This window comes from Methylophaga nitratireducenticrescens (assembly GCF_000260985.4).
Classification (GTDB): Bacteria; Pseudomonadota; Gammaproteobacteria; order Nitrosococcales; family Methylophagaceae; genus Methylophaga; species Methylophaga nitratireducenticrescens.
The window spans coordinates 1,898,090-1,920,345 of sequence record NC_017857.3 but is presented as its reverse complement, the minus strand read 5'-3'; the positions used below and the strand labels follow the sequence as shown (position 1 = coordinate 1,920,345).

The following is a 22,256-nucleotide window of genomic DNA, read 5'->3' as shown; positions in this document are numbered from 1 at the left end:
TATAGGTGCAACATTTCTGCTTGCCATTGATATTTAGTCGTTAGGTTTAGGTTCTAAGGACTCTTACAAACCTAATCCCAAAAGTTAGCCTAGAAAGTGACAACAACACAAAATAAGGTGTAGTTCCATATGATTCCACTATCTATTCTTGAACTTGGCCGTGTACGCCAAGGCTCTGACCGAAGAACGGCACTTAATGATGCCCGGAAATATGCCCAGCATGCTGAGCGTCTGGGATACAAACGCATATGGGTAGCTGAGCATCATAATATGCCTGGTGTCACAACAGCCGCCACCGCCATTGTCATTGGCCATATCGCTGCTGGGACAAATACCATCCGCGTGGGATCCGGTGGAATCATGCTGCCTAATCACGCGCCATATATAATTGCTGAGCAGTTTGGGACATTGGAAGCGCTATTTCCCGGCCGTATTGATCTTGGTTTGGGCCGCGCTCCTGGCACCGACCAAATGACCTTACGTGCTTTGCGTAGAGATCCAGCCAACGCTGAAAAATTCCCGCAAGATGTACAGGAATTACAGGCTTATCTTGCACCCAAAGACGCCGCTCAACAAATAGAGGCAGTACCCGGTTCGGGAAGTAATGTGCCTATTTGGATATTGGGTTCCAGCCTATTTGGTGCACAACTGGCGGCGATGCTGGGATTACCTTATGGTTTCGCCTCTCATTTTGCCCCACAAGCGCTTTATCAGGCACTTGAGGTCTATCGGATGAATTTCAAACCTTCGGCACAACTGGATAAGCCATACGCAATGGTCGGAGTCAATGTGATCGCGGCTGATACTGACAAGGAAGCTCGCTACCTGGCAACATCACAGCAAATGTCCTTTACTGACCTCTTTCGAGGTACTCGCGGCTTGATGCAGCCACCTATCGAGGATATAGAAACCTACTGGTCTCCTCAGGAAAAAGCCCAGGCAGGACAAATGCTGGATTGCAGTGTCATTGGAAGCCATGAGACAGTTCAAAACGGTTTGCAAAATCTTATCGAGAAAACTGAAGCCGATGAGTTAATGATCGTCTCAGACATCTTTGATACCCCAAAGCGGCAACGTTCAATCGAAATTACAGCTCAGGCAATGGCTTGAATAGCTCCGAAGTCTTGGCCAGGCAAATTATTTGTCCCCACCAACACTGATTGGTATAGGGACTAAAAAAAGCTTACCTTCTGATGTGTTTGCAGAAAGAGATACAGAATAAATCAAGTTGGCTGACCCCTTGATTTCGACCCCTTGATTTCGTTGATTTCCTTCACCGGCTTGTCCGGTGTAACGCTTTGTTAGAGCGCCGCTTTTGTGACAGATTTTCCTGGCCTTCACTACTAATCGCTCCATATGCAGCTAATCCAAGCAGACGTCGAAACTTCGGGCATTCCATATGACTTGGCGCAGAACAAACGGCGGCATGTCGAAGACCATCGCGCATCGCTATCAGCTTTTTAATGTTTCTATCCAGTTCATCTGCCTTACTCACCAGCAACTCTCTGTCAATATTTGGGTTTCCTTTAGACCCAATCATGCGGGCAATTTCATCTAGTGAAAACCCCGCAGCACGCCCCAGTGCAATCAACGCCAGTCGCTCCAATATGTCGGCGTTGAAAACCCGCCGTAACCCTTGCCTACCAATGGAGCTGATTATTCCTTTCTCCTCGTAGTAGCGCAACGTGGATGCCGGCACGCCAGAACGTTTGGCTACTTCAGAAATATCCATAAATACCCCTTGACCTCAAGTCGACTTGAAGTTGTAAGCTAGCATCAGTTCTAAATTCAAACAAGCAAAGGAGAGAGTTATGAACAATCTGCTATTCATTGTATTAATCGGTATTGGAGCTACTGCCGTGATGGACTTGTGGGGTATTGTTCGCAAGCCACTGCTAGGAATCCCGTCTCCAAACTATGGATTAGTGGGCCGCTGGATAGTTTACCTAGCTCACGGGCAATTTCGTCATGACTCTATTGCGGCATCTTCTCCCATATGCGAAGAGCACATCATAGGGTGGGCAGCCCACTACCTAATAGGCACTGCCTTTGCTGCCTTACTAATTGGTATCTGGGGAGAGTCATGGATTCACAATCCTACGATTGGTCCCGCACTCGCAGTTGGTATAGGCACAGTTGCAGCGCCCTTCTTGTTAATGCAACCAGGTATGGGGGCCGGCATCGCCGCCTCTCGTACGCAACACCCAGCCTCTGCCCGAATTCAGAGCCTGATAACACATACAATTTTTGGTCTTGGCTTATATGCATCAGGCTTGGCAGTAAAACTTTCTTTCTCAATATAAAAGTCAGCTTAGTAAACTATACACAGGAGAATAAAATGCGTATTCCCGATCGTTTTGCTCCAATTTTATTCAGCGCCCTGCTCTCGGCAATCATGGTCTGCATCGTATCCGCCTTCGTTCTTGCAATCTCACAAGGTATTCATTCCGAGTTTGCTGCACAGTGGGTCAAAAGCTGTATAACGACATGGCCAATAGCTTTCTCAGCGGTCGCGATTGTAGCCCCTTGGGTGCGACGAATAGTCGGACGATTGACTGCATAAATCCGAAGTTAATATTCCAACTAGCTTCAATGGCCGCCGCAAAATTAGATAGCCGGCGGTCTAGCACCGTACGCTGTGGAAACGTTGTCCGAAAGCAGTGCCTTGTTATGTGTTTTTCTTGGAAATGTATCTGACATTCGCTAAACCCTCGAAGTCGTTATCTTGAGTCCAGATTACTGCGGAATACTTCTGAGCAGTGGCAAAAATAATGCTATCGGCCAGCGGTAGTTTATGGAGAACACCTAATTTGGCAGCATCCTTCGCTAGTTCTGAACCCAGGGGGATTACCGTGCCCTGTTCCATATGAGCAGTGACAATCAAGGCAGCTTCTTCTCCACGCTGACGCAATACATTCTTGAAAACTTCCGTGATTGTGATGCTTGGAACCAGTAACTCGGACTGATTTTCAATTGGTTCGGCAAATACTGTGGCATTGCTATCGCTGGCGAAGTACGACAACCAAGCCGACGAATCTACGACATTCATATCCGATCTTCTTCCCTGTGTACGGTAGTTTCAATTCCTTTCAGGAAGCCTCTCATTTTCTTCATGGGTTTGAGAGGAATCACCTCAATTCGCCCTTGGTAAGACATTATCTGAACTTTTTGACCAGACACAATCCCCATGGATTCACGAATTTCTTTAGGAATAACAATTTGATACTTGGGTGAAACAGTTACTAAAGTCACGGTAATACCTATCGATTAGAATTTGGTATTACGATACCTTTATCGATAAAAGTGGTCAAGACACATAACAGCGTTTTAATGAGGCCGTTGGCCTCACAATAAATCAAGTTGGCTGACCCCTTGATTCTTTTATCAGCCACCTTTTCACGAACAATAATGGATTGTTTCAACCATTTTTCAGCTTCATCCAATCTACAAAGCTTAATATTTGTTCTTCCCAAACCATACATTCCAATAGCAATATATTGCTGGTCTTTATTTTTATTTGCCGCCTCCAGCGTTTTTTCATAACGTCGAAGTGCTTCCTGATAATGCCCAGAAAGGTATGCTTTATTACCCTCATAATTTAGTTGTTGTTGAGAGGAAACAGTCGCACAGCTCATGCTTGAGAGAATTAATAACATGCAACAAAACTAGAAATATTTTTAGTAAATGCATTTTTTATCCTTAAATTTATTGCAAATAGATACTCAATTGAGAGTTTACTAATCGTTCTCATCTAGTTTTTGGATATGTGTTACGCAAGAGATCACTCATCTCGTGATTGCTCTGATTTTGCACATCCCGTTGTAGTTGTGTTGCTCTGTCGGGATATTCTTCGGTGTGGTCTGTTGAGTGCCATGAAGAGGAGACTTCTGGAAGCAATTCCTTATCGACATAGACCAATTTAACGTCTTGATGGGGATTCACATTGCCTAATATTTCTTGCTGTTTTTTATTAGCCACCAAAACGATAGTAGTTGCAGCAACTGGCTTGCCTTCAGTTTTTATCAATGCATTTTTTACCGTTGCAACATTGAGTGTCTGACTTTTACCTAAAATACCAACTGAAAGCTCTGTATCTGTGGAGAGCAATTGAACAAGCTGGTCTATCGCCACCGTTGACTGGCCCATTTCGAACGTTGCCAACATGAGTTTTTCTGATATCAAGTTGCCTGGGCTGTCTACTTCAAGAAAATACATCTCCGTTGAATCGGTCATTTTCATGATTGCTGTCATCTGGTCAGCGTAAGGATGCGGCCGTTTTTGGGCAGATGATTTAGTAGATGTGTAACAGCCTGTAACAAGGCTATAAAGAAGGGTGGCAAGAGTAAGCCTTAGAATAGTTTTTTTCATGATTTGTCCTTACATCAAAATAAAAGTTTGCTGTTTTTTTCATAACTCTTTTTTTGCAATTAATTACTTTCTAGTTCGCAGGGGGTCATTCGCAGCTGATGATGTGCTTTTTACGAAATATGAACGTTATTTGCCAAGTGTTTACTCCCCACAGTTACCTGAAACTTCTGAGATATGTCCATCGGTGGAGACTTTCACACGTAGCAAATTCTTCGATGCGGCAATTGATTCCTGATCTTGCCAACCAAACACTTTCTCGTGCTTTCCGTTTTGCATATTTATCTGAACCACATAGGGGTCCCCCATCAACCTAACCACCTCTTTTTCTGACATGCCGACACTGACTTTTTGGGCTTTTTCACAATTGATATGCGGCATAACGCTACAGCCAGATAAACTAATAATTAATGCAAACAAAGGGTGCTGAGAGTTTTTCATAACAAGAATTTCCTTATACAGTTAGAGAGTTATTGGTATTTAATTTGGCAAACTGGTTGATTTTCGCTCCCACAGAGAGTTGTTGATTTGATTGCGTTCAAGAATTTTTCCGCCATGTCGGGCGTGATTCCCCAAGTTGAAAGATTGTTTTTATTATTATCTGATGTCGGGCGACATGCGTATTGAATCCGAAAAATATTGTGATGACCTTCTAAAAAAGCAACAAATGCACCTTCACCATATGGTGCTGAGTTTTCGTAACGACTACAAAAACCGCCACTCATGGCAAATAAAATGTCATTAAATTTGTTTACGCTTCGAGATATTTCTTTATGCTCTCCCCTACAACCTGTCTTGGCTTGCTCTATAAAATGATGCAACGCCATTTCTGGCAAGGTCGTTTTCATGCTACGGATTTCTTCTAAAGCCTCAGCTGATGGCAAAGGAATTCTTTCAATTAACAAATAACCAGAATGCCAAGAGTTGATTTCCTCGTCAGCAGGAATATATTCAACAAAAAAACGGCCATCTGACTCCCCACTCATCCAAGCCAGCTCCCATCCGTCGGGGATTTGATGGTTAACTTGTTCGCCAACAACTGCAAAAGGGTTGCCATCTGAATCGCTTGCCGAAAGTGACGCTGAAAACAATCCAAAAATCAGAATTATATGAAAATAAGGCAATGACATTTCTAACTCCTTGAAATGTAAATTAATTAGATGGTAACTCTCTGTTTTGAAGAGATTAACAAGCGGGATATTTTATCAATTCATATATGTGATGCGTAACAAACTTACCTGTCTTGATATTTTTCAAGTGACTGACAAGCTGTTTTATTGTTATTCCGTGGTTCTTTGCATGTCTTATTTGGATCAAGGTAATTAAAACCATTATTGATCATGCAAATTGCATTCTCTTCTGTATCGGTGCCACAGGACTTGTTAGCTTCTATTATCATTTGAAATGAGTATCCGGATTTATGCCAATAATCTTGAGGGTATTTTGGAGGCGAAAATACATTACTCACACAACCAGAAAATAGTAATGAAAGAATTGATAAGTTAGTTAAGGTATAAAAAAAACGGTTCATTTTGGTTTATCTCACTACTTAGATTCAGGTATAACAACTACGGGTTCACTCTTACTATCATTTCCCCAGAACTTATTATCTCGATCAATTTTTTCTTGATGTTGACTATTAGTGGGATTAAGTTGCTGATTGCCACGATAAGAACTGTGTGAACCGATCCCCGTACCATCTACACCACCTGTTGATGGATTATTGCCAATCACATTTCCTATCCAGTCATCTACATGCGTAGATTGCTGCACTATGCCTTTTCCACTCGTCACTTGATCGACCATGTTAGCCATGTTCTGAGCGTTAGCAGCTGCGCCATTAAATGTGACGCTGTTTAGCGGCACATTTATTTGCTGATTATTACGTTGCTGTGCAGTTGCGTTACTACTGGTCAGACTACCTCTAGAATGATTTATTTCATCAATGACTACAGGAGCTAATCCTTGTTCGGCTCGTTGAGCATTTGTTTTTGCTATCAAATTACGAATATCTAAATTGGCTTGGGAGGCATTGCTGATAGGTAATACACCCCCTAATAATTCATTTAACTTATCCCACCCCGCATAAAGCAATTCACTGACTACATCGCCAGTATAGGGATTAATAATCACATAAACTCCTTGGGCATTTTGCTCATCAGAGGCTTGTTGTGCTGCATTAGTAAGAGCCTCCTCCTCATTATTTAGAATACCTTGATTAAAAATATAAACTTTGCCACTTTTAATCAAAACCTCAATCCCATCCTGCTTAACCTTAGTGCAATTTGCACCTCCAGGATCGCATTTTTGCAGAACAACTCTTTTGGGTGCGGTACCACTTTTATACGCTCTTTCTAAAACCGCGGATAAGGTTGTATATAAAAGCATTCCATCATCTTGTTCCTGCTGTGCTCTCTCTTGTAAAGCCTCCATATCCGGTCTTTCCAGAACGCGATTTGTATCTGAGGTATCTCGATTTATTGATGCAAGAGTTTCTTCAGCATTTTTATCCGTTAATGCTATTTGAGCAGTTTCATCCGTGATCGTTATGCTTGCAGGGCTGATAGCGCTCAGTGTTGTACTGCTGTCCTTAATATCTGCTTCACCATGATTCTGTAAATTGCTTGCAAGGCCCTTAGCTGCAATGTATTTAACCTGAGCTGTGCATAAGAAAAGAGGAACTAAAAGCCTGAGCCACGATCGAATCGTTTGACCAAAAACGAGAAACGAAAGGGCTCAACTATGTACAATTTAGAGAAAATGTATTGCGAAGTCGATGATTTTTGCCAAAGATTTATCCCGGCCTGGCAACACCAGCAGATAGCAGCCGGAGATAAATGCCGGAACAAGCCTGGCAAGTTGTCGGAAAGTGAAGTCATCACTATTCTGATTTTATTTCACCAGCTCCGCTTCAGAGACTTCAAGACCTTTTATACACACTATGCCCGGAAGCACTTGAAGCAAGCTTTCCCCCAACTGGTTAGCTATACCCGCATGTTGAAACTGCTGCAAAGTGTGCTGGTTCCCCTGTGTGCCTTTATGACACAACGTTACGGCAAACCAACCGGCATCGCCTTTGTTGATTCAACCAAACTGGCGGTATGCCACAACATTCGCATTCCTCGGAACCGTGTCTTTAGCGGTGTTGCAGAGCGAGGCAAGGGCACCATGGGCTGGTTTTATGGCTTCAAGCTACACCTGTTAGTGAACGAACAAGGTGAAATACTTTCAGTAAAAATCACAACGGCCAATATTGATGACCGCAAGCCCATACCGGACATGGTCAAACAGCTATGGGGCACCTTGTATGGCGATAAAGGTTATCTGTCTCAAACACTTAAAGAGTCATTAGCCGAACAAGGCATTAAGCTGGTCACCGGCATTCGCAAGAATATGAAACCGCAACTGATGACGTTATGGGACCGGTTGATGTTGAGAAAACGCTATGTGATTGAAACAATATTTGACCAATTGAAGAATATTTCTCAAATCGAACACTCACGGCACCGCAGCCCTGTCAGCTTTATGGTCCACCTCATGGCTGGATTGGTGGCTTATACCTTCCAACCCAAGAAGCCTTCTATCAAGTTGAACAGGAATGAAAAGGGCGCGCTTATGCAGATCTGAGGTTATATTAATTTTTGTTTATGGGTACTGACATCTCTCCTCGCAGTACTCTAAATAGACATATCCTTTATCTCGCATACATTCAGCACATTCTTTAGTGAGTATTCTCAACCTTAATATTTTTCTTACCACCCACCACGATATCCATTTGTAGCGCAGGAAGAAACAAAAAAAATGATTAAAATTAACCAAGAAAATCTAATAAATATTTTTGATACCATTTTTTCCATTAAGGATCCTTCATCTATTGTTCAAAACTGTAAACACAGAGTTCCATACTTCAGGTGGTAAAAAGACACTTGCAGCAAATGGTGTAGCGTTAATCACATTTATGTAATTTGCAGCTTCTCCAATTTTTCCCATCGTAGTTTTATCCAAATTTCTACCATTACCTAATTCGTCATACCAGATCACGCTGTTCAAGGTGTCATGTGTTCCTGCATAGGCCTCGGCTAACTTATCCCAAAATGAATTCGCAGCATATTCAAACTGAATACCTAGCGCCATTTGGCCATTATCACCTTGAACCCCTCCTAATGGACTTCGCAGCTCTTGATTTTGTGCAATAAACTCGCCAATAGTCAATGGATTACCGCTTGCATCCTTGGGTTTGAATATCACCGTTCCATCAGAATTTTCCTTGTAACCACTGACGGTACTGGGGTCTTTTTCACATCTTCCATTACCACACCATTTATTTAGTACAATTCGACCGCCAGCAATTTTCGTATTATCTCCATTTACACCTACGCTTGTCCCTGACTCATTACTTATACAATCGTCCTTTGTTACACACAGACCCGCGAACTTCATTGAATCCTCAATCATGGCTTGACGCATCTTATCGGCAGCCCAAGACATAGATTCTTTAGTAACTGCAGAGGTTAATCCAGATGAACCACCACCAATTGCAGCGACAATAATATTGGCTGCTTTTCGGTAATCACCATTGCCATTCCAGTTCTCGTAGTCAGATTTCGCCTGTGGATCATTCAATATCGATTGAGATTTTTCCGTTGTCAGTCCAGAAGCCTCCAAGGCTGCAAGTCTGTTGATTTCATAATCTGTCAGCTGAATATTATTTTCAGCACGACTTTTGATTAGCTCGTAATCCTTCGCATCCTGATAGGGTTGTGTTTTACTAAGCGCGAAAGTTGCTAATGCTTTGGGTGCTTCTTGGTTGAACGCCTGTGTGATTTTCACCTGCGCTTCAATTTCTTTGGCGACTTTTTCCGCATCAAAGATTGGGGCGATACTATTAGCGGTTGAACTCCCTTGACTATCGACTGCCTCTCCTTGCTCGTTAACATGTACATCCCGATTGAGCACGGCCACTGTGGTGGCAGCATCCTCGCCATTGAAGTTTTGTTGGCTATCATTATCGGTAATAGTTAATGCACCCTGACTGATGGCGCTGATTGAAGTGCTTTCTGCTTTATCGTTATCTTTTCCTATTCCCGCCCCTGAGAGTTGCGGTAGCCCCGCCTGAATACCACCGCCGATGGTTGCTGAGGTAGCCTTGCCATCGTATTCAGCATTATTGCTGATGTCTGATACGGTCAGCGTTTCCGTGGTCAGGTTATTCTTGTTGTCCTGAATGGCTTGCTCTGTCGATGCGATTACAGCACCCTTAAGATTAGTATTGCCCGTCACGTTGACTTGAAAGCCTTCATCACCGGCGAATATACCCGCTTGTTCATTGACGCTGGCGTAATCACTTTTGATCTTGCTTTGACTTGAACTGAACGAACCGCCAGCCATGCCTGCTCCTATTGGAATGCTGACACTGATACCTGCACTTTTCTGTTTACTATCGTAGGTGCTGGTATCTTGCAAACTATGGATATTGAGATTGCCCTCTCCCGAGTTGCCGACATCGGCCACTACTTGTTTACCCCTCACTTGTGCACCGATGAGATTGGTATCGGTACCGCTTTCCAGGCTGGCTTTATTGCCCGCCTCTACCATGGTTTCCGTCCAGCTCACATCTGTGCCATTGGTTTTACCTTTTCCTTTAGATGCGCTGGCTGTGATAGCGAGTCCATTAGTGCCAATACTGATGCCAACACTGGCACTACTGTTTTTATTTTTGCTGTTGAGTGTGTCGGTGTTTTTAGCAGCAATCAGATTGATTTGATCATCAGCTTTGATTGAGATGTTTTCTCCCGCATTGATAGTACTGCCGATCACATTGACATCGGAATCTTGATCGGCCCCTGTGGCGCTGATAGTGACATCTCCTCCAGCCATCACTTGACTACCTTGAACGTTGGTGCTGGTTTGGGTGGAGGTACTGCTACTCTTAGAAGTGCCAATGGAAAGGCTGAGGTTAATGCCACCGGCTTGATTGGCTGCATCCGTCACGTCATTGCCCGTAGGCGCCGCAGACAACGCCTGTTGTGTAGAATCATAAGCACTCTTTGCTGCCAGGGCTGTAGCGCCTGCCGCCAAGGCATTCATACGTCCATCCGAGGTATCACTGGTAGCTTCACTCATTTGTTGTGCCGTTTGAATGGCAGAGATAACCGGGCTGGTAATCGCAAGCGTTAAGCCACTTTGCTTGAATTTAGTCTCTTGGGTGGAGTCACGGGTGTTTTGCCCAGCAACGATATTGACCTGTTGAGCACGGATATCAATATTGCCTTGCGGGGCCAATACATCACTGGCTTTTTGGGTATAGGTTTTACCACTATTTATGGTCACACCCCCTTCTACACTGCCCACTGTGCTGCCGGTTTGATTAGTACTGTTTGTGGTTTGCTTGGTGTTGAGTTGGCTGCTGCCCAGAGTAAGACTTCCACCGCTGGCGCTAAGGCCGCTCTTTTTGGTTTTTCGCTCATGAAATTCGTAAGCCGTGTTGTTGGTAGCAGTGATATTCACATTATCTACTGCGCTTAATGTGGTGCCGTTATCACTGATAACATTGCTGCCACGAATGTTCAGTTCGTTACCGGCATCTAACATAACGGTTTCACCACTGAAGTTACTACTGATGCTGTTATCCGATTTGAAAACATCGCGGCGGGTTTTGGTTTTACTGCTGAAGGTGCTGCTTCTTTTTACTTTGCGTGCCGTATCAAAGTTGCTGGTTTCACGGCCTTCGATGATGTTGATATCTTGCATAGCAGTCACATTGATTGCGCCAGCTTCACTGGTGATGCTAGCGGCTGTTGCATTAAGGTCATTGCCTGCATTGAAGCTGATATCGCCCGTTGTTTGAATATCGCTGCCAATTTCCTGCGTGCCGCCATGTTTTACATAGTTTTTCGCATTACGGATGCTGTTGTTCTGTTCTGCAGTTTGCACAGTGCCAAGGTTAATATTTTCTTCAGCAGTGATTTGTGTGAGGCCACCTTCACCACTATTGACGATACTGGCCGCCATCAAGTTAACGTCATTACCTGCTGAGGCAATGAGAATCGCATCGGGGTTGCTGAGATACAGTCCGGCAACACGATCTATATTCGTCCGACTAAAACTGCTGGCCCCTTCTCTTTGTTTGCTGCTTTGTGTCGTGCTCCGAAGATTAATATCATTGCCTGCCTCCAACAACATGGCATCTCCTGCTCTGACTTGACCGCCAATGTTGTTGATATCATTTTTGGCTTTTAATAACGTCAAATCAGCCACAATCTGACCGCCCAGATTATTGATATTGTCAGCATTCAATTCCACGATCTCGCGACCTGCAATCGTCCCCTCATTGGTCACATCCGCAGTGAGGTTCATGATGACCGTGTTACCTGCCATCAAACCGGTGGTCGGCTGCATATCTTCTGTCTGTGGTCTTATATACACCTGAGGCACCAAGGCTTGTGTAACTGTGCCATCAGGTAGTGTGACTGCTTGCTCAACCAGCCAGACAATATCACTGGTGAGTTGAGCCACCTGATCGGCTGAAAGTGCCACACCCGGAATAAGCTGTAAATCACTGACTTGTGTGAGGGCCGATGTCATCAACGCCTGATATTGCGCTTCATCAGTAGCGTGTCCATCAAGGAATCGACGGCCTGTCAGTTGGGCGATTTGTTCACGCACCAGCCGTTGCTCATAGAAGCCATCGCCCAAACGTTTTTGAGTCGTTGCGGGGTCAAATGCCAGTTGCTGCAGCATGTAGTCAGAACTTAACCAAGAGCGATAATTGGCAAAGCGTGGATTGTTTTCAATCAGATAATCTGCTGCAACATCAGGTGTGGGTTGAAATAAGTTGCTGGTGACAATCGGTAACGCCGCCGAGTTAACTGTAGTGCCACTGCCCGCTGGAACGGTATTACCATCCAATTGTGTAGTGGCAAGGTTATACGTCACGACTTGGTTAGCTGGATTGTAAGGGCCTATAACATCAACATCGTAATCATTGTCGTGGCCATCCCAATCATAATAGTAGGCGGTGCCGTTATAGCTTGTAACAGTTCGACCCTCTGAATTCATGTTTTGTACTGAGGCGCCAGTAACATCAAGGTTACCTCCGGCGATGATCTGACTATCGCTATTGAGTACAGAGCCACTGATAAGCATATCGCCACCAGAGAGGAGCTGACCTGGAGTTGAGGAAACGATTTGTGTTTCGTAGAATCTTTTTGTACCTAAATAGCGTGTGTATTCGCGGAATGTGTATGACCCTGCTGAACGCCATTCAACATGAACGTTACCAATATGGGCTCCAGGATAGTCAGAGGTTTCATAAATGACACTCGCCCCTCGTGGTGTAAATCGATCAAAACTACCGCTTCCAGTTTGAACAACTTCGGTAATGAGTTCGGCATTCAAGTTTTGTAAATCAGCTATGGTCAAAGCTGCATTACCTAATGCCTCGATAGTAGCGCCATCATTGATGAGTGAATCTGCTGCTCCAATAGCTTGATTAGCCCCATCGAGACTACCAGCTATCGCCAAATCGCCAGCACTGAATATCAAGCTATCATCACGATTTTCAATAGTTGTTGTGCCCATATCAAGTCGATTACGAGCAGCGATTACAGCACCTGCATAATTGGCAAGGTGAGCAACCTGAATGGCGATTTGATCAGCAAAGATACTGCCGGTTTGACTGTTGAACAGATTATCTGCGTTAATGAGCGTATTTACGCCATCAATCAGGCCCTGGTTTGTAATCGTGTCAGCGGCGGTAATATGAGTATCAAGACCGACTATTTCCCCATTCACCATATTGTCGATGTTGTTAGCGCTAAGGTGTAGCGATTGACTAGCAAGTATGGTCGATTGATTGGTGATATCACCACTGGTATGTAAGTTAAGATTGGCGCCTGCTTGCAGCTCACTGGTGTGAATATAATCAGAAGCCAGGTTGATGCTAATGTCACCATCTGCTGTAACGCTGCCATCACTTTCCAGACCTGCAACATCCAACTGGATATTGCTTTTAGCACTGATAGCGCCGGTATTTTGCAGCACTCCGTCGGCAGTAATACTGACACTGCCTACGCTTGCACCAATATCGCTGGCGTTATTTACTCCCACACCAGCTTCTGTCCCAACCATGTGAATTTTGCCCGCGTACATGCCTCCCAGTGCAGCAACGTCAACCGCAAAAGCAGGGACAGCAGTTCCTGCATCAGGAGCAATACTGCTTACGTCGGTCTGATGACCATTACTATCGACATTGACCTGGTTCGTACCCGTAGTAATATTAAGACTGTTAGCCCATATACCGGCGTTCACATCCACTGCGCGTGCAATCACGTCGGTAAAGTTAGTTTGTGAAGTATCGAGTCCATTCCCTAAAAAGTTAATCTTCCCGCCACCGACGCGATAACCAAGCAGATTGCCATTATTCATGATGGGTTTCCCCGTCGTCAGCGTGGCCCGATTCGCATTGATAAAGCCACAACCACTGCAGCTGATACCTGCCGGATTGGCAATAACAACCTGAGCGCGACTACCGGCCACTTCAATATAACCGTTCAGTAAACTCGGATTTTGACTGTTAACTTCATTTAATATTACTTTAGCTGTGCCCCCGGCAAGGTAGGGATTGCCTTGCACCCAGCCGCCCAGTTGGGTTTGGGTATTTTTATTGCTGTTATTGAGGATAGCGCCTTTCGTCTTTACATCGAACTGGCGATAGGTGTTACGTGAGACACCCGCAGCACTGGGGGTCTGAATATTGACCAGTGGCAAGCCATTTGCTGTTTCATTAACAATCGGTTGCTGATTGGCTGGGGCATTTGGATCGGCAATGATGTCTGCATAGGTTGGGCTTGTCATTATTACCAGACTACTCATGACAAGCATTGAGAAAATCAACGGGCGCAGAGTGGCGAGGACCATAGGGCAAGGTGTTGTTGGTACGTTTGGGTTACTTCCCGAAGAATTACATCCGACGTTTTCTGCAACCACCATCATCAAACCGCGTGCTCTGTTAAACACCACCCTGAATTTATTTTTGTTCATCTTTTTAATCCCTTATCGCAGATGATTCAACGAAACGTTAGTCAGAACGTCAGATTTAAATTGAAACCTACTGTTGTACTGGCTGTTTCAAAGCCCTTGGGCTTCTTAAGTGCTTTACCCACAAATAAGTCATAACTAAATCCGCCAAAGCCCCCTCTTAACCCCATTACGATTCCTGCCAGCTGCTTGCCTAATAAAAGATCACTGGATTGACCACCGACTTCGCCATAATCAAGCCCCCAATAAACGGCCTGCCCGGTGTTAGCGATTAATGCACTCATTTCATTACGCAAGAACCAGCCGTTATCTGCACTTAAAGTCCATTGACCGTCAAAGCCGCGAACGGTGTAACGATTACCAATAGACAGCCGATCCTGAGGCGTTAATGGTGTGAAATTATATTGGCCACGAAATTGGGTTGAGTAACGCAAAGCTTGCTCACCCCATGGGGCTTTAACAGAAAATGGCAGGTCGAAACCGAGATCAGCCGTCAGTATTTCCATACGTGATGTTCCTTCATCAAAGCTCTCTTCAGGTGCTTTGAGAGCATTCATTGCTCCAGTCCCCCGCTTGTAGGCTAATTTGTAATCCAGCAGCGATTGCCCTAAATACCAGGTTTGGCGGAAACCTAACTCCCATCCCGCGGTACGGCGTTTTTGCACTTCAATTTCTGTGTCGTTTATGTAGTTAGAGGATTTTCTGAAGAAACCGCGAAATGAAAGATAGGTTTTATTGATTGCATTGCGATATATGAGACGGCTGGCCTTAACATCCGAGTTTTCGCTACGGCCACTGTAGGTATAGGATTGATTAATACCAGAAACCACTTGATGGTAGTCATAGGAGGATGTGGTGAAACCGAATAACCAATAACCGACGGGAAACGAATAATGAATAGTCTGGCCGTCAGATCCACGTTTACCTGATTCGCCCCCACCCTGGTCATGGTTGTAATTGACGTAGAACAAGTCATTGAGCATCAGCAGATTGTCTCCAGACAAGGTAACGCCAGCTTGATATTTGCCGGTGGAATCGAACCCGGCATCATCAGCGCTGATAGTCAGTCGAAACGGAAAACGCTGTTGATATTGAATGATTACATCACTTTCACCAGGCTTAGCATCTGGCCCTTCTGCCGGCTCTATCTGGATATCGACTTCTGTAGTGGGTACTCGTTTAAAGTTTTCCAGACCTTGCTCAATATCCCGCAGATTCAGAATGTCACCGCGTTGAACAGGGATCGCATTCCATTTGGTCGCTCTTACAGACACACCTTCAGCAAAATGAATCTTTCTGACTCTGCCGGGTATCACCGTAAGTTGTAATAAACTGGAATTAAGATCCTGGGGAGCTGCCAACACCCGGGTAGTTACAAAGCCCCGGGCAATAATGGCATTTTGAATACGGCTCATTGCGACATTAATGCCTTGTGCCCCAAGACAACGTCCTATGGCGGAATCATTGCCATCCGTTACGGAGGATAAAGCAAACTGAAATTCTGCAGCGCTTTCGCCAATCAGTGAAACGCTGGAGATAGTGAAACAGGGAGATTCACTGTCTGGATAAACGAGGAGTTCTGGCGGAGAAGCTGGATTTGGTATTCGTACATCAGGAGAGATTTCCTGTTGCTCGCGAAGCTGACGCTCGCGCTCTTGCTGTAGCAGTTGCTCTTGTGCGGCACGATCGATAATCGTAGCACCAGCATAAGCTGCTAGAGAAAATAAATTCCATATAACAAACGCTCCTACCCGAAGATAGGGTGCTCGTCTTCCATGACGACATTCCATTTTTTTCTTCTTGAATTCCTTTCAATTACCAGAAATAGTAATTCAAGAGCAAAGACACAGGCAACGATCAATCGAAATGGAATGATAAAAGTGTGCGCCAGTTAAAATTTTTATGGATAACCGATTATCTTTAATCCAGATTGATTTCAAACATTTGCTGATTATCAATTGCTGGGAAAAACGCTGGCCGATCATGCATCAGCACGATAAGCATTTTGTCCTGCCATTGCGGATACAAACGCTGCCAGATACGTTCTGCCATTTCGGTATCAATGCCGTTAAATGGCTCGTCAAGCAAGATCAGTTTTGTTTCTTTTAATAAGAGTCTTGCCAGACAGATCCTTCGGGCCTGCCCTCCGGAAAGTTGACTGCCGGTATCACCCAGCCAGCTGTGTAACCCGGCTGGTAGTTGTTTGGCCCAATCATCCAGCTCGACCAAGGTCAGTGCCTGCCAAAGCTTATGTTCGTCGATGTCATTCAGCCCCAGTGTCAGATTGCTATATAACGTCGCGGCGATGATGCTGTTTTGCTGAGTCAGATAGCCAATCTGCTTGTGCCAAGCTTGTGTTTGATCGATTCGCAATGGAATGCCGTTTATCAACAACTGATAAGGCGTTATAAATGAGTCCGGTATCTCCAGTCCTGCCAGTATATTGGCTAATGTCGATTTGCCGCTTCCGGATCGGCCACTTATTAACAGACATTCAGATGGGTTAAGTTCAAAAGCAAAAGCGGTATCTATGCTGCTGATAACCTTAGGGTGATCTGCCAGCATCATCGACAGCCGCTCAAGTTCTGCCAGCGTCGATTTCTCTGAAGCTGCATGCTCTGCCAGGGGTTGCAACCGTTCAGCTGCATAGCGTGTCCTGCCCCACTGCCCTAGCTGGCCTGGCAGGTTTAAAAGTAACTCACCCAATCCAAACACGGCCAGAAACAACATGACGGCAACCGGTCCACTGACAAGCTGATTCTGGTAGGCAAATAACGCTGCAATTGCCACAGCGATGACCAACAATCCATGACAAATATTCACTATTAACTGTGCGTTGGCGATATGTCGATTCAATTTTAGCTGCGACTTGCCAATCTCACTCAGCGAACTGACCAATCTTGCTTGATCCGCTTGTTGCAGATGTGCTGCCTGGAGTTCCAGCTGGCCCTGAAGATGCTCTATGGTTTGTGAGCGAGCCTGGTTAATCTGCCGGGCATAATCGCTGCTTATCTGCGATGTTTTCCGAGTAAAAAAGCTGAAATAAATACTTCCCAACAGCAGCGTGATAACTCCGAATGTAACCCCCAGCGTTAACCAGAAAAAACTGATAAAAACTACAAGCAAAAGCACGCTGGATATCACAACAATTGGAGGTAAAAGTAACTTTAATAACAGGCTGTCGAGATTATCCAGATCTGCGGTTAACCGGCTCAGCCATTCACTATCCTCTGTGTTTCGCAGTTGCTGAACCGGCAAGTCCATCAGGCCGGTAAACAGGGTTAGTCGAAATCCGGCAATCACTCTTAACACCATATCGTGACTATGCAGCCGTTCAAAATACCGTCCCACTGTCCGACTTAACGCAAAAAACCGAATGCCACCACCCGGTCGGTAGATATCCAATAACACGGCAGTGCCAGCGGTAATCGCCAGCCCGGTGATTGCAGTAGCTGTAATCAACCAGCCAGACAACGCTAATAACCCCATGGCGGAAATAGCCGTTAATAAGGCCAGCAGTAAAGAGATGATTAATCGTTTTTTCTGATTTTGCAGAACTTTGATTAGCCAGAACTTCAGGGGGGCAAAATTCTTTTGAGAATGGCTGAACATCGTTAGTCACTCTCCTTACTGGCAAACTGCAACTGGTGATCGGCTAGTGCCAGTACATCAGTATCATGGCTGGAAATCACTAAAATGCATTGCGGTTTTAATACTAAAAGCGCCGCCAGAACGTACTGCCGGCTTTCGGCATCCAGGCTGGCCGTCGGTTCATCCAGTAATACCAATGGGGCCGGTGAAAGTAATACTCTTGCCAGTGCCAGACGTTGTAATTGCCCTCCTGAAAGACCTTCACCATGTTCATTAAGTTTGCTAGCTAGACCTTTGTTTCTATTTGTAATTAAACTTTCCAAACCTAGCTGATTTAATACCTTATGCATTTCTTTTTTGGTGGCATCTGGTGCCAGTACAGCTAGGTTCTCTGCCCAGCTGCCGTTAATGATCCACGGTTTTTGCGGCAGATAACGAATTGCTTCCTTTCCCATCGGCTGATTATTTAAAAGCACTTTGCCGGATAAGGGCGACAGATAACCGGCCAAGGTATGTAATAACGTGGTCTTGCCGCAGCCGGAGGGTCCGTTAATCACCAGGCACTCTCCTCTGTTCAACTTAAGATTGATTGGGTCCTGAAGAACATTGCCTAACTGATATCCGATACACAGTTCAGTGGCAATTAAGGTGAATGATGAATCATCCGAAGTTAGCTCAAAAACATCATCTGCTGGCGGGGCGTTGTTTTCGCCTGTGAGATGCGTAGCAATATGCGAAGCGGCTGCCAATGCCGCAGCACGGTCATGATAGAACTGGGAAAGATTTCGTAAGGGCTGAAAAAACTCGGGGGCCAGCAACAGTATAAATAACCCGCTGAATAATGTGATATCTGCTGCCGGGCCCCAGGTGATGGAGCCAAACAGAGCAAAACCAATATAAATGGCGATACTGGCAATCGCTACACTAGTAAAAAACTCCAGAACGGCCGATGAGAGAAATGCCAGCTTCAGGGTTTTCATCACTACCTGACGATAGTCCTGACTCCTCTCTTCGACTTCTGTTAAAGCCTCATTCTCAGCTGCAAATAGTTTTAACGTCGTGAGATATTTGACGCGATCCAGAAAATGGCCTGCCAGACGCTGGCGTTGGTAAAAAAAGCGCTGATTAACTGCTTCAGCTCCCCAGCCTATCAGCATCATAAATAATGGAATTAACGGTGCCGCCACCAGTAAAAACAATGCAGCCAGCCAGTTGTAATAAAACACCGCTATTAGAATCAAAACCGGTGTCAGCACTGCCAGCAATTGTTGCGGCCAGAATCGGGCGAAATAGCCATCCATCGACTCAACATCTTCAATCAACTGGCTGGCTGCAGAACCGGGAGAACGTTGACTATGGATTAATGCACTGGTTTGTCGCCAGCCACTGAGGACCTGCTCACGTAAATGCTCTCTTGCATGCAAGCTGGCCAGTTGGGAGTAATGCTCTTGAGCTCTGATCAGTACCGGTCGTAAAATAAGGCTCAGCACCATCAACAAAATCAGCATGTATTGCTCAACAAAAGGTTGTTGTTGGATGATTAAGTTATAGGTCAGTTGGGCCAGAGTATACCATTGCACAATCATTGCAATTGTCGCCAACACACCCATCAAAACAGCCAGAAGCAATCGGCTTCGCTGCTTTTGGATAAGCTGTTTGAGTAAAAAACGTCCGGCTTTATCCTGGACCTGTTGATCTTTCATAGCCGCCTATCCATAAAACTGAAAAAGCGCCAATCAAGGCTCGAGGATCGCCTTGATTGGCGTTTTTTCAGCTCACAACAGAGGTGGAGATGAAAGATCAACACGCCCTAGTGATAACCACCTCTCACCTTGCCGCGGAAAATATAGTAAGACCAGGCGATATAGCCCAGCACAAATGGAATAACAAATAAGAAACCCAACAACAGAAATAATTGGGATTCATAAGCCGAGGCCGCATCCCATAGTGTGTAATCAGGCGGAACAATATAAGGCCATTTACTCGCAAGCAAGCCTAGATAGGTAAATAGAAACAACCCCATAGTCGCAACAAAAGGTACTCCTTCCTGCTGTTTTTTAACGGCTCTAAAAACCAGAAAGGCACAATACAATGCGAGCAAAGGCAATAACCAGATTATCGACACACCATTAAACCATCTATTTAATACGCCCTGATCAACAAAAGGCGTGTATAAGCTGATAAGAACAAATACGAAAAGTACCACTATCAGCAATATTGGCGTAATTTTATAAGCCCACTGCTGTAGCTCACCTTCAGTTTTCATGATCAACCATGTACTACCCAATAAGGCATAACCAGCGACCAATCCTAACCCTGTAATAATCGTAAAAGGGGTTAACCAATCAAAAGCACCACCCACATAAATAAAGTTACTGGTTTCAAACCCCTGAACATAAGCCCCAACTACCGCACCCTGTGAAAAGGCAGCAACAAATGAGCCGCCGGCAAATGCCCAATCCCACAAATATCTGGTGGAATTGGCCTTAAAACGAAATTCAAACGCGACTCCCCGAAAAATCAAACCGGCCAGCATCAAAAACACACCAATATACAAGGCGGGTAGAAAAACCGAATATACCAGTGGAAAAGCAGCCAGCAAACCTGCCCCACCCAACACTAACCAAGTCTCATTTCCGTCCCATACCGGTGCTACCGAGTTCATCATAATGTCACGTGAATGATCGTCTGGCGCAAATGGATATAAAATACCCTGTCCCAGATCAAACCCATCCATCAACACATACATCATCACAGCAAAGCCAATAATACCGGCCCAGATAATCACTAAATCAAAGGGTTGCTCCATCACAGACCTCCTTCTAAATTGGCATTGGCAGCAGACATTGGTCTTTGAGCTTTCTCCCTGGCTGAATCCAGATGATTTGTATTTGCCGTTTCCAAACCACCCCGGAATACGGTCATTAAATAAAACACACCGGCACTGAAAACCATCGCATATACCAGGATATAACCAATCAAAGTAAACAAGGCCATACCGCCCGTTAATGAAGGTGTTAAACCTTGAGCATGTGTCATCTGTTCATAAATCAGCCAAGGTGCTCTGCCCGTTTCAGTGACGATCCAGCCTGCTAATACTGCGATAAAAGGTGAAAGACTCATCACCCGTAAACCATTCAAGAAAGGCTTACATTCAAGATAGCGCTGCTTTCTGCGTAACAAGAGCCCGGCCAGACCGAACAACACCATCAGCATGCCCATACCCACCATCACCCTAAATGCCCAGAACACAATAAACACTGGAGGTTGTTCTTCGGGTGCCACTTCTTTCAATCCTGGGACTTCTCCATCCCAGTCATGTGTCAGGATAAAGCTGGCTAATTTGGGGATTTTGATTTCAAAGTGATTTTCTTGGGCCTCCTGATCCGGCCAAGCAAATAACAATAACGGTACGCCGGTCGAGGTTTCCCAATTGCCTTCCATTGCAGCCACTTTAGTGGGCTGGTGCTCAAGCGTGTTCAAACCATGAAAGTCGCCAATCACCACTTGTGCAGGAGCCAGAATCAAAATAAGCCACAAAGCGATCGACAGCGCTTTTTTGTTGGCCTCCATCTCGCGTTTTTGCATCACAAACCATGCAGTGACACCGGCCACGACAAAGGAAGCTGTCAAGAATGACGCCACGCCCATATGCAAAAAGCGATAGCCAAATGACGGATTGAAAATAGCATCTGACCAAGAGCTGACATAGTACAAGCCATCACGCATCACCAATCCATCCGGGGTATGCAAGGCGGAATTGGCCGCTAAAATCCAAAATGACGAGATAAACGTACCGACGGCAACCATCAATGCCGCAAAGAAATGTACGCCCTGCGGTACTTTATCGCGACCAAATAACAAAACGCCGAGAAAGCCCGCTTCTAAGAAAAAGGCTGTGATTACTTCATAGCTCAGAATCGGCCCGAGAAAATTGGCCGTCGCGTAAGAAAAATTACTCCAGTTGGTGCCAAACTGGAATGACATGACGATGCCGGAAACAACCCCCATACCAAACACCACGGCAAATACCTGGATCCAAAACTTAGAAAGCCTCTGCCAAACGGGATTGCCGGTCTTTAACGATAAGGCTTCTAAAACAGCAACAAAGCTTGCCAAGCCGATGGTAAAAACAGGGAAAATGGCATGAAAACACACCACAAATGCAAACTGAATTCGTGACAGTATAAGTGGGTCGAGTTCCATGGTGCCTCCAGTTATTGGTCAGACGTAAAGCCTAGTAAGGCTTCAGTAACAATCGA

Annotated in this window: 18 protein-coding genes; 4 read left to right on the top strand and 14 right to left on the bottom strand. The window is 45.1% G+C overall.

Annotated elements, in window-relative coordinates; all coding sequences use genetic code 11:
* Positions 1-129: 129 nt before the first annotated feature.
* Positions 130-1,110, top strand: a complete 981-nt coding sequence (locus Q7A_RS09175) for an LLM class flavin-dependent oxidoreductase (RefSeq protein WP_014707069.1) — start codon at positions 130-132, stop codon at positions 1,108-1,110.
* A 163-nt stretch (positions 1,111-1,273) separates the two neighbouring features.
* Here the strand turns inward: Q7A_RS09175 and Q7A_RS09170 are convergent, their stop codons facing one another.
* Positions 1,274-1,732, bottom strand: coding sequence for a helix-turn-helix domain-containing protein (locus tag Q7A_RS09170; RefSeq protein WP_014707068.1), 459 nt, complete (start codon positions 1,730-1,732; stop codon positions 1,274-1,276).
* A gap of 79 nt (positions 1,733-1,811) precedes the next feature.
* On the opposite strand from Q7A_RS09170, the gene Q7A_RS09165 reads away from it, so the two are divergent.
* Together Q7A_RS09165 and Q7A_RS09160 are read left to right on the top strand one after the other, a co-directional pair.
* The gene (locus tag Q7A_RS09165) at positions 1,812-2,303 is read left to right on the top strand and encodes a DUF2938 domain-containing protein (protein WP_041354490.1); all 492 of its coding nucleotides are present in this window, start codon (positions 1,812-1,814) and stop codon (positions 2,301-2,303) included.
* 35 nt (positions 2,304-2,338) lie between these two features.
* On the top strand, positions 2,339-2,563 hold the full coding sequence (locus Q7A_RS09160) for a DUF2798 domain-containing protein (RefSeq protein WP_041354489.1): 225 nt from the start codon (positions 2,339-2,341) through the stop codon (positions 2,561-2,563).
* 105 nt (positions 2,564-2,668) lie between these two features.
* Here the strand turns inward: Q7A_RS09160 and Q7A_RS09155 are convergent, their stop codons facing one another.
* The 7 genes from Q7A_RS09155 to Q7A_RS09125 form a co-directional block, all read right to left on the bottom strand.
* On the bottom strand, positions 2,669-3,049 hold the full coding sequence (locus tag Q7A_RS09155) for a type II toxin-antitoxin system VapC family toxin (protein WP_014707066.1): 381 nt from the start codon (positions 3,047-3,049) through the stop codon (positions 2,669-2,671).
* Entirely contained in the window at positions 3,046-3,252 is a 207-nt protein-coding gene (locus tag Q7A_RS09150; protein ID WP_041354488.1) for an AbrB/MazE/SpoVT family DNA-binding domain-containing protein, read from the bottom strand. Before Q7A_RS09150 ends, Q7A_RS09155 begins: the two co-directional genes overlap by 4 nt.
* Positions 3,253-3,260: 8 nt before the next feature.
* Positions 3,261-3,656, bottom strand: coding sequence for a tetratricopeptide repeat protein (locus Q7A_RS09145; protein ID WP_041354487.1), 396 nt, complete (start codon positions 3,654-3,656; stop codon positions 3,261-3,263).
* Positions 3,657-3,747: 91 nt separating this feature from the next.
* Positions 3,748-4,368, bottom strand: coding sequence for a hypothetical protein (locus Q7A_RS09140; protein WP_041354486.1), 621 nt, complete (start codon positions 4,366-4,368; stop codon positions 3,748-3,750).
* Between the two features lie 141 nt (positions 4,369-4,509).
* Positions 4,510-4,806 (bottom strand): hypothetical protein, encoded by a 297-nt coding sequence (locus Q7A_RS09135; protein ID WP_014707063.1) that lies wholly within the window; start codon positions 4,804-4,806, stop codon positions 4,510-4,512.
* A 29-nt stretch (positions 4,807-4,835) separates the two neighbouring features.
* Positions 4,836-5,495 (bottom strand): hypothetical protein, encoded by a 660-nt coding sequence (locus tag Q7A_RS09130; RefSeq protein ID WP_014707062.1) that lies wholly within the window; start codon positions 5,493-5,495, stop codon positions 4,836-4,838.
* A 415-nt stretch (positions 5,496-5,910) separates the two neighbouring features.
* The gene (locus Q7A_RS09125) at positions 5,911-6,798 is read right to left on the bottom strand and encodes a hypothetical protein (RefSeq protein WP_014707061.1); all 888 of its coding nucleotides are present in this window, start codon (positions 6,796-6,798) and stop codon (positions 5,911-5,913) included.
* 309 nt (positions 6,799-7,107) lie between these two features.
* On the opposite strand from Q7A_RS09125, the gene Q7A_RS09120 reads away from it, so the two are divergent.
* Complete coding sequence (locus tag Q7A_RS09120) at positions 7,108-7,992, top strand: IS982 family transposase (RefSeq protein WP_014706222.1); 885 nt, start codon at positions 7,108-7,110, stop codon at positions 7,990-7,992.
* Between the two features lie 240 nt (positions 7,993-8,232).
* Here the strand turns inward: Q7A_RS09120 and Q7A_RS09115 are convergent, their stop codons facing one another.
* The 6 genes from Q7A_RS09115 to Q7A_RS09090 form a co-directional block, all read right to left on the bottom strand.
* Positions 8,233-14,406 carry a hemagglutinin repeat-containing protein gene (locus Q7A_RS09115; RefSeq protein WP_041354485.1) on the bottom strand — a complete coding sequence of 2,058 codons (6,174 nt, stop codon included), beginning with the start codon at positions 14,404-14,406 and terminating at the stop codon, positions 8,233-8,235.
* 41 nt (positions 14,407-14,447) lie between these two features.
* Positions 14,448-16,193 (bottom strand): ShlB/FhaC/HecB family hemolysin secretion/activation protein, encoded by a 1,746-nt coding sequence (locus tag Q7A_RS09110; protein ID WP_014707058.1) that lies wholly within the window; start codon positions 16,191-16,193, stop codon positions 14,448-14,450.
* A 130-nt stretch (positions 16,194-16,323) separates the two neighbouring features.
* Positions 16,324-18,015, bottom strand: a complete 1,692-nt coding sequence (locus tag Q7A_RS09105; RefSeq protein ID WP_014707057.1) for an amino acid ABC transporter ATP-binding/permease protein — start codon at positions 18,013-18,015, stop codon at positions 16,324-16,326.
* 2 nt (positions 18,016-18,017) lie between these two features.
* Entirely contained in the window at positions 18,018-19,697 is a 1,680-nt protein-coding gene (gene cydD, locus Q7A_RS09100; RefSeq protein WP_014707056.1) for a thiol reductant ABC exporter subunit CydD, read from the bottom strand.
* Positions 19,698-19,804: 107 nt separating this feature from the next.
* Complete coding sequence (gene cydB / locus Q7A_RS09095; protein ID WP_014707055.1) at positions 19,805-20,803, bottom strand: cytochrome d ubiquinol oxidase subunit II; 999 nt, start codon at positions 20,801-20,803, stop codon at positions 19,805-19,807.
* The gene (locus Q7A_RS09090) at positions 20,803-22,200 is read right to left on the bottom strand and encodes a cytochrome ubiquinol oxidase subunit I (RefSeq protein WP_014707054.1); all 1,398 of its coding nucleotides are present in this window, start codon (positions 22,198-22,200) and stop codon (positions 20,803-20,805) included. Before Q7A_RS09090 ends, cydB begins: the two co-directional genes overlap by 1 nt.
* Between the last annotated feature and the right edge of the window lie 56 nt (positions 22,201-22,256).

Coding starts and splice junctions, on each gene's coding strand:
- Q7A_RS09175 (WP_014707069.1), top strand. CDS start 130: ATGATTCCACTATCTATTCTTGAACTTGGCCGTGTACGCCAAGGCTCT.
- Q7A_RS09170 (WP_014707068.1), bottom strand. CDS start 1,732: ATGGATATTTCTGAAGTAGCCAAACGTTCTGGCGTGCCGGCATCCACG.
- Q7A_RS09165 (WP_041354490.1), top strand. CDS start 1,812: ATGAACAATCTGCTATTCATTGTATTAATCGGTATTGGAGCTACTGCC.
- Q7A_RS09160 (WP_041354489.1), top strand. CDS start 2,339: ATGCGTATTCCCGATCGTTTTGCTCCAATTTTATTCAGCGCCCTGCTC.
- Q7A_RS09155 (WP_014707066.1), bottom strand. CDS start 3,049: ATGAATGTCGTAGATTCGTCGGCTTGGTTGTCGTACTTCGCCAGCGAT.
- Q7A_RS09145 (WP_041354487.1), bottom strand. CDS start 3,656: ATGTTATTAATTCTCTCAAGCATGAGCTGTGCGACTGTTTCCTCTCAA.
- Q7A_RS09140 (WP_041354486.1), bottom strand. CDS start 4,368: ATGAAAAAAACTATTCTAAGGCTTACTCTTGCCACCCTTCTTTATAGC.
- Q7A_RS09135 (WP_014707063.1), bottom strand. CDS start 4,806: ATGAAAAACTCTCAGCACCCTTTGTTTGCATTAATTATTAGTTTATCT.
- Q7A_RS09130 (WP_014707062.1), bottom strand. CDS start 5,495: ATGTCATTGCCTTATTTTCATATAATTCTGATTTTTGGATTGTTTTCA.
- Q7A_RS09125 (WP_014707061.1), bottom strand. CDS start 6,798: ATGGAGGCTTTACAAGAGAGAGCACAGCAGGAACAAGATGATGGAATG.
- Q7A_RS09120 (WP_014706222.1), top strand. CDS start 7,108: ATGTACAATTTAGAGAAAATGTATTGCGAAGTCGATGATTTTTGCCAA.
- Q7A_RS09115 (WP_041354485.1), bottom strand. CDS start 14,406: ATGAACAAAAATAAATTCAGGGTGGTGTTTAACAGAGCACGCGGTTTG.
- Q7A_RS09110 (WP_014707058.1), bottom strand. CDS start 16,193: ATGGAATGTCGTCATGGAAGACGAGCACCCTATCTTCGGGTAGGAGCG.
- Q7A_RS09105 (WP_014707057.1), bottom strand. CDS start 18,015: ATGTTCAGCCATTCTCAAAAGAATTTTGCCCCCCTGAAGTTCTGGCTA.
- cydD (WP_014707056.1), bottom strand. CDS start 19,697: ATGAAAGATCAACAGGTCCAGGATAAAGCCGGACGTTTTTTACTCAAA.
- cydB (WP_014707055.1), bottom strand. CDS start 20,803: ATGGAGCAACCCTTTGATTTAGTGATTATCTGGGCCGGTATTATTGGC.
- Q7A_RS09090 (WP_014707054.1), bottom strand. CDS start 22,200: ATGGAACTCGACCCACTTATACTGTCACGAATTCAGTTTGCATTTGTG.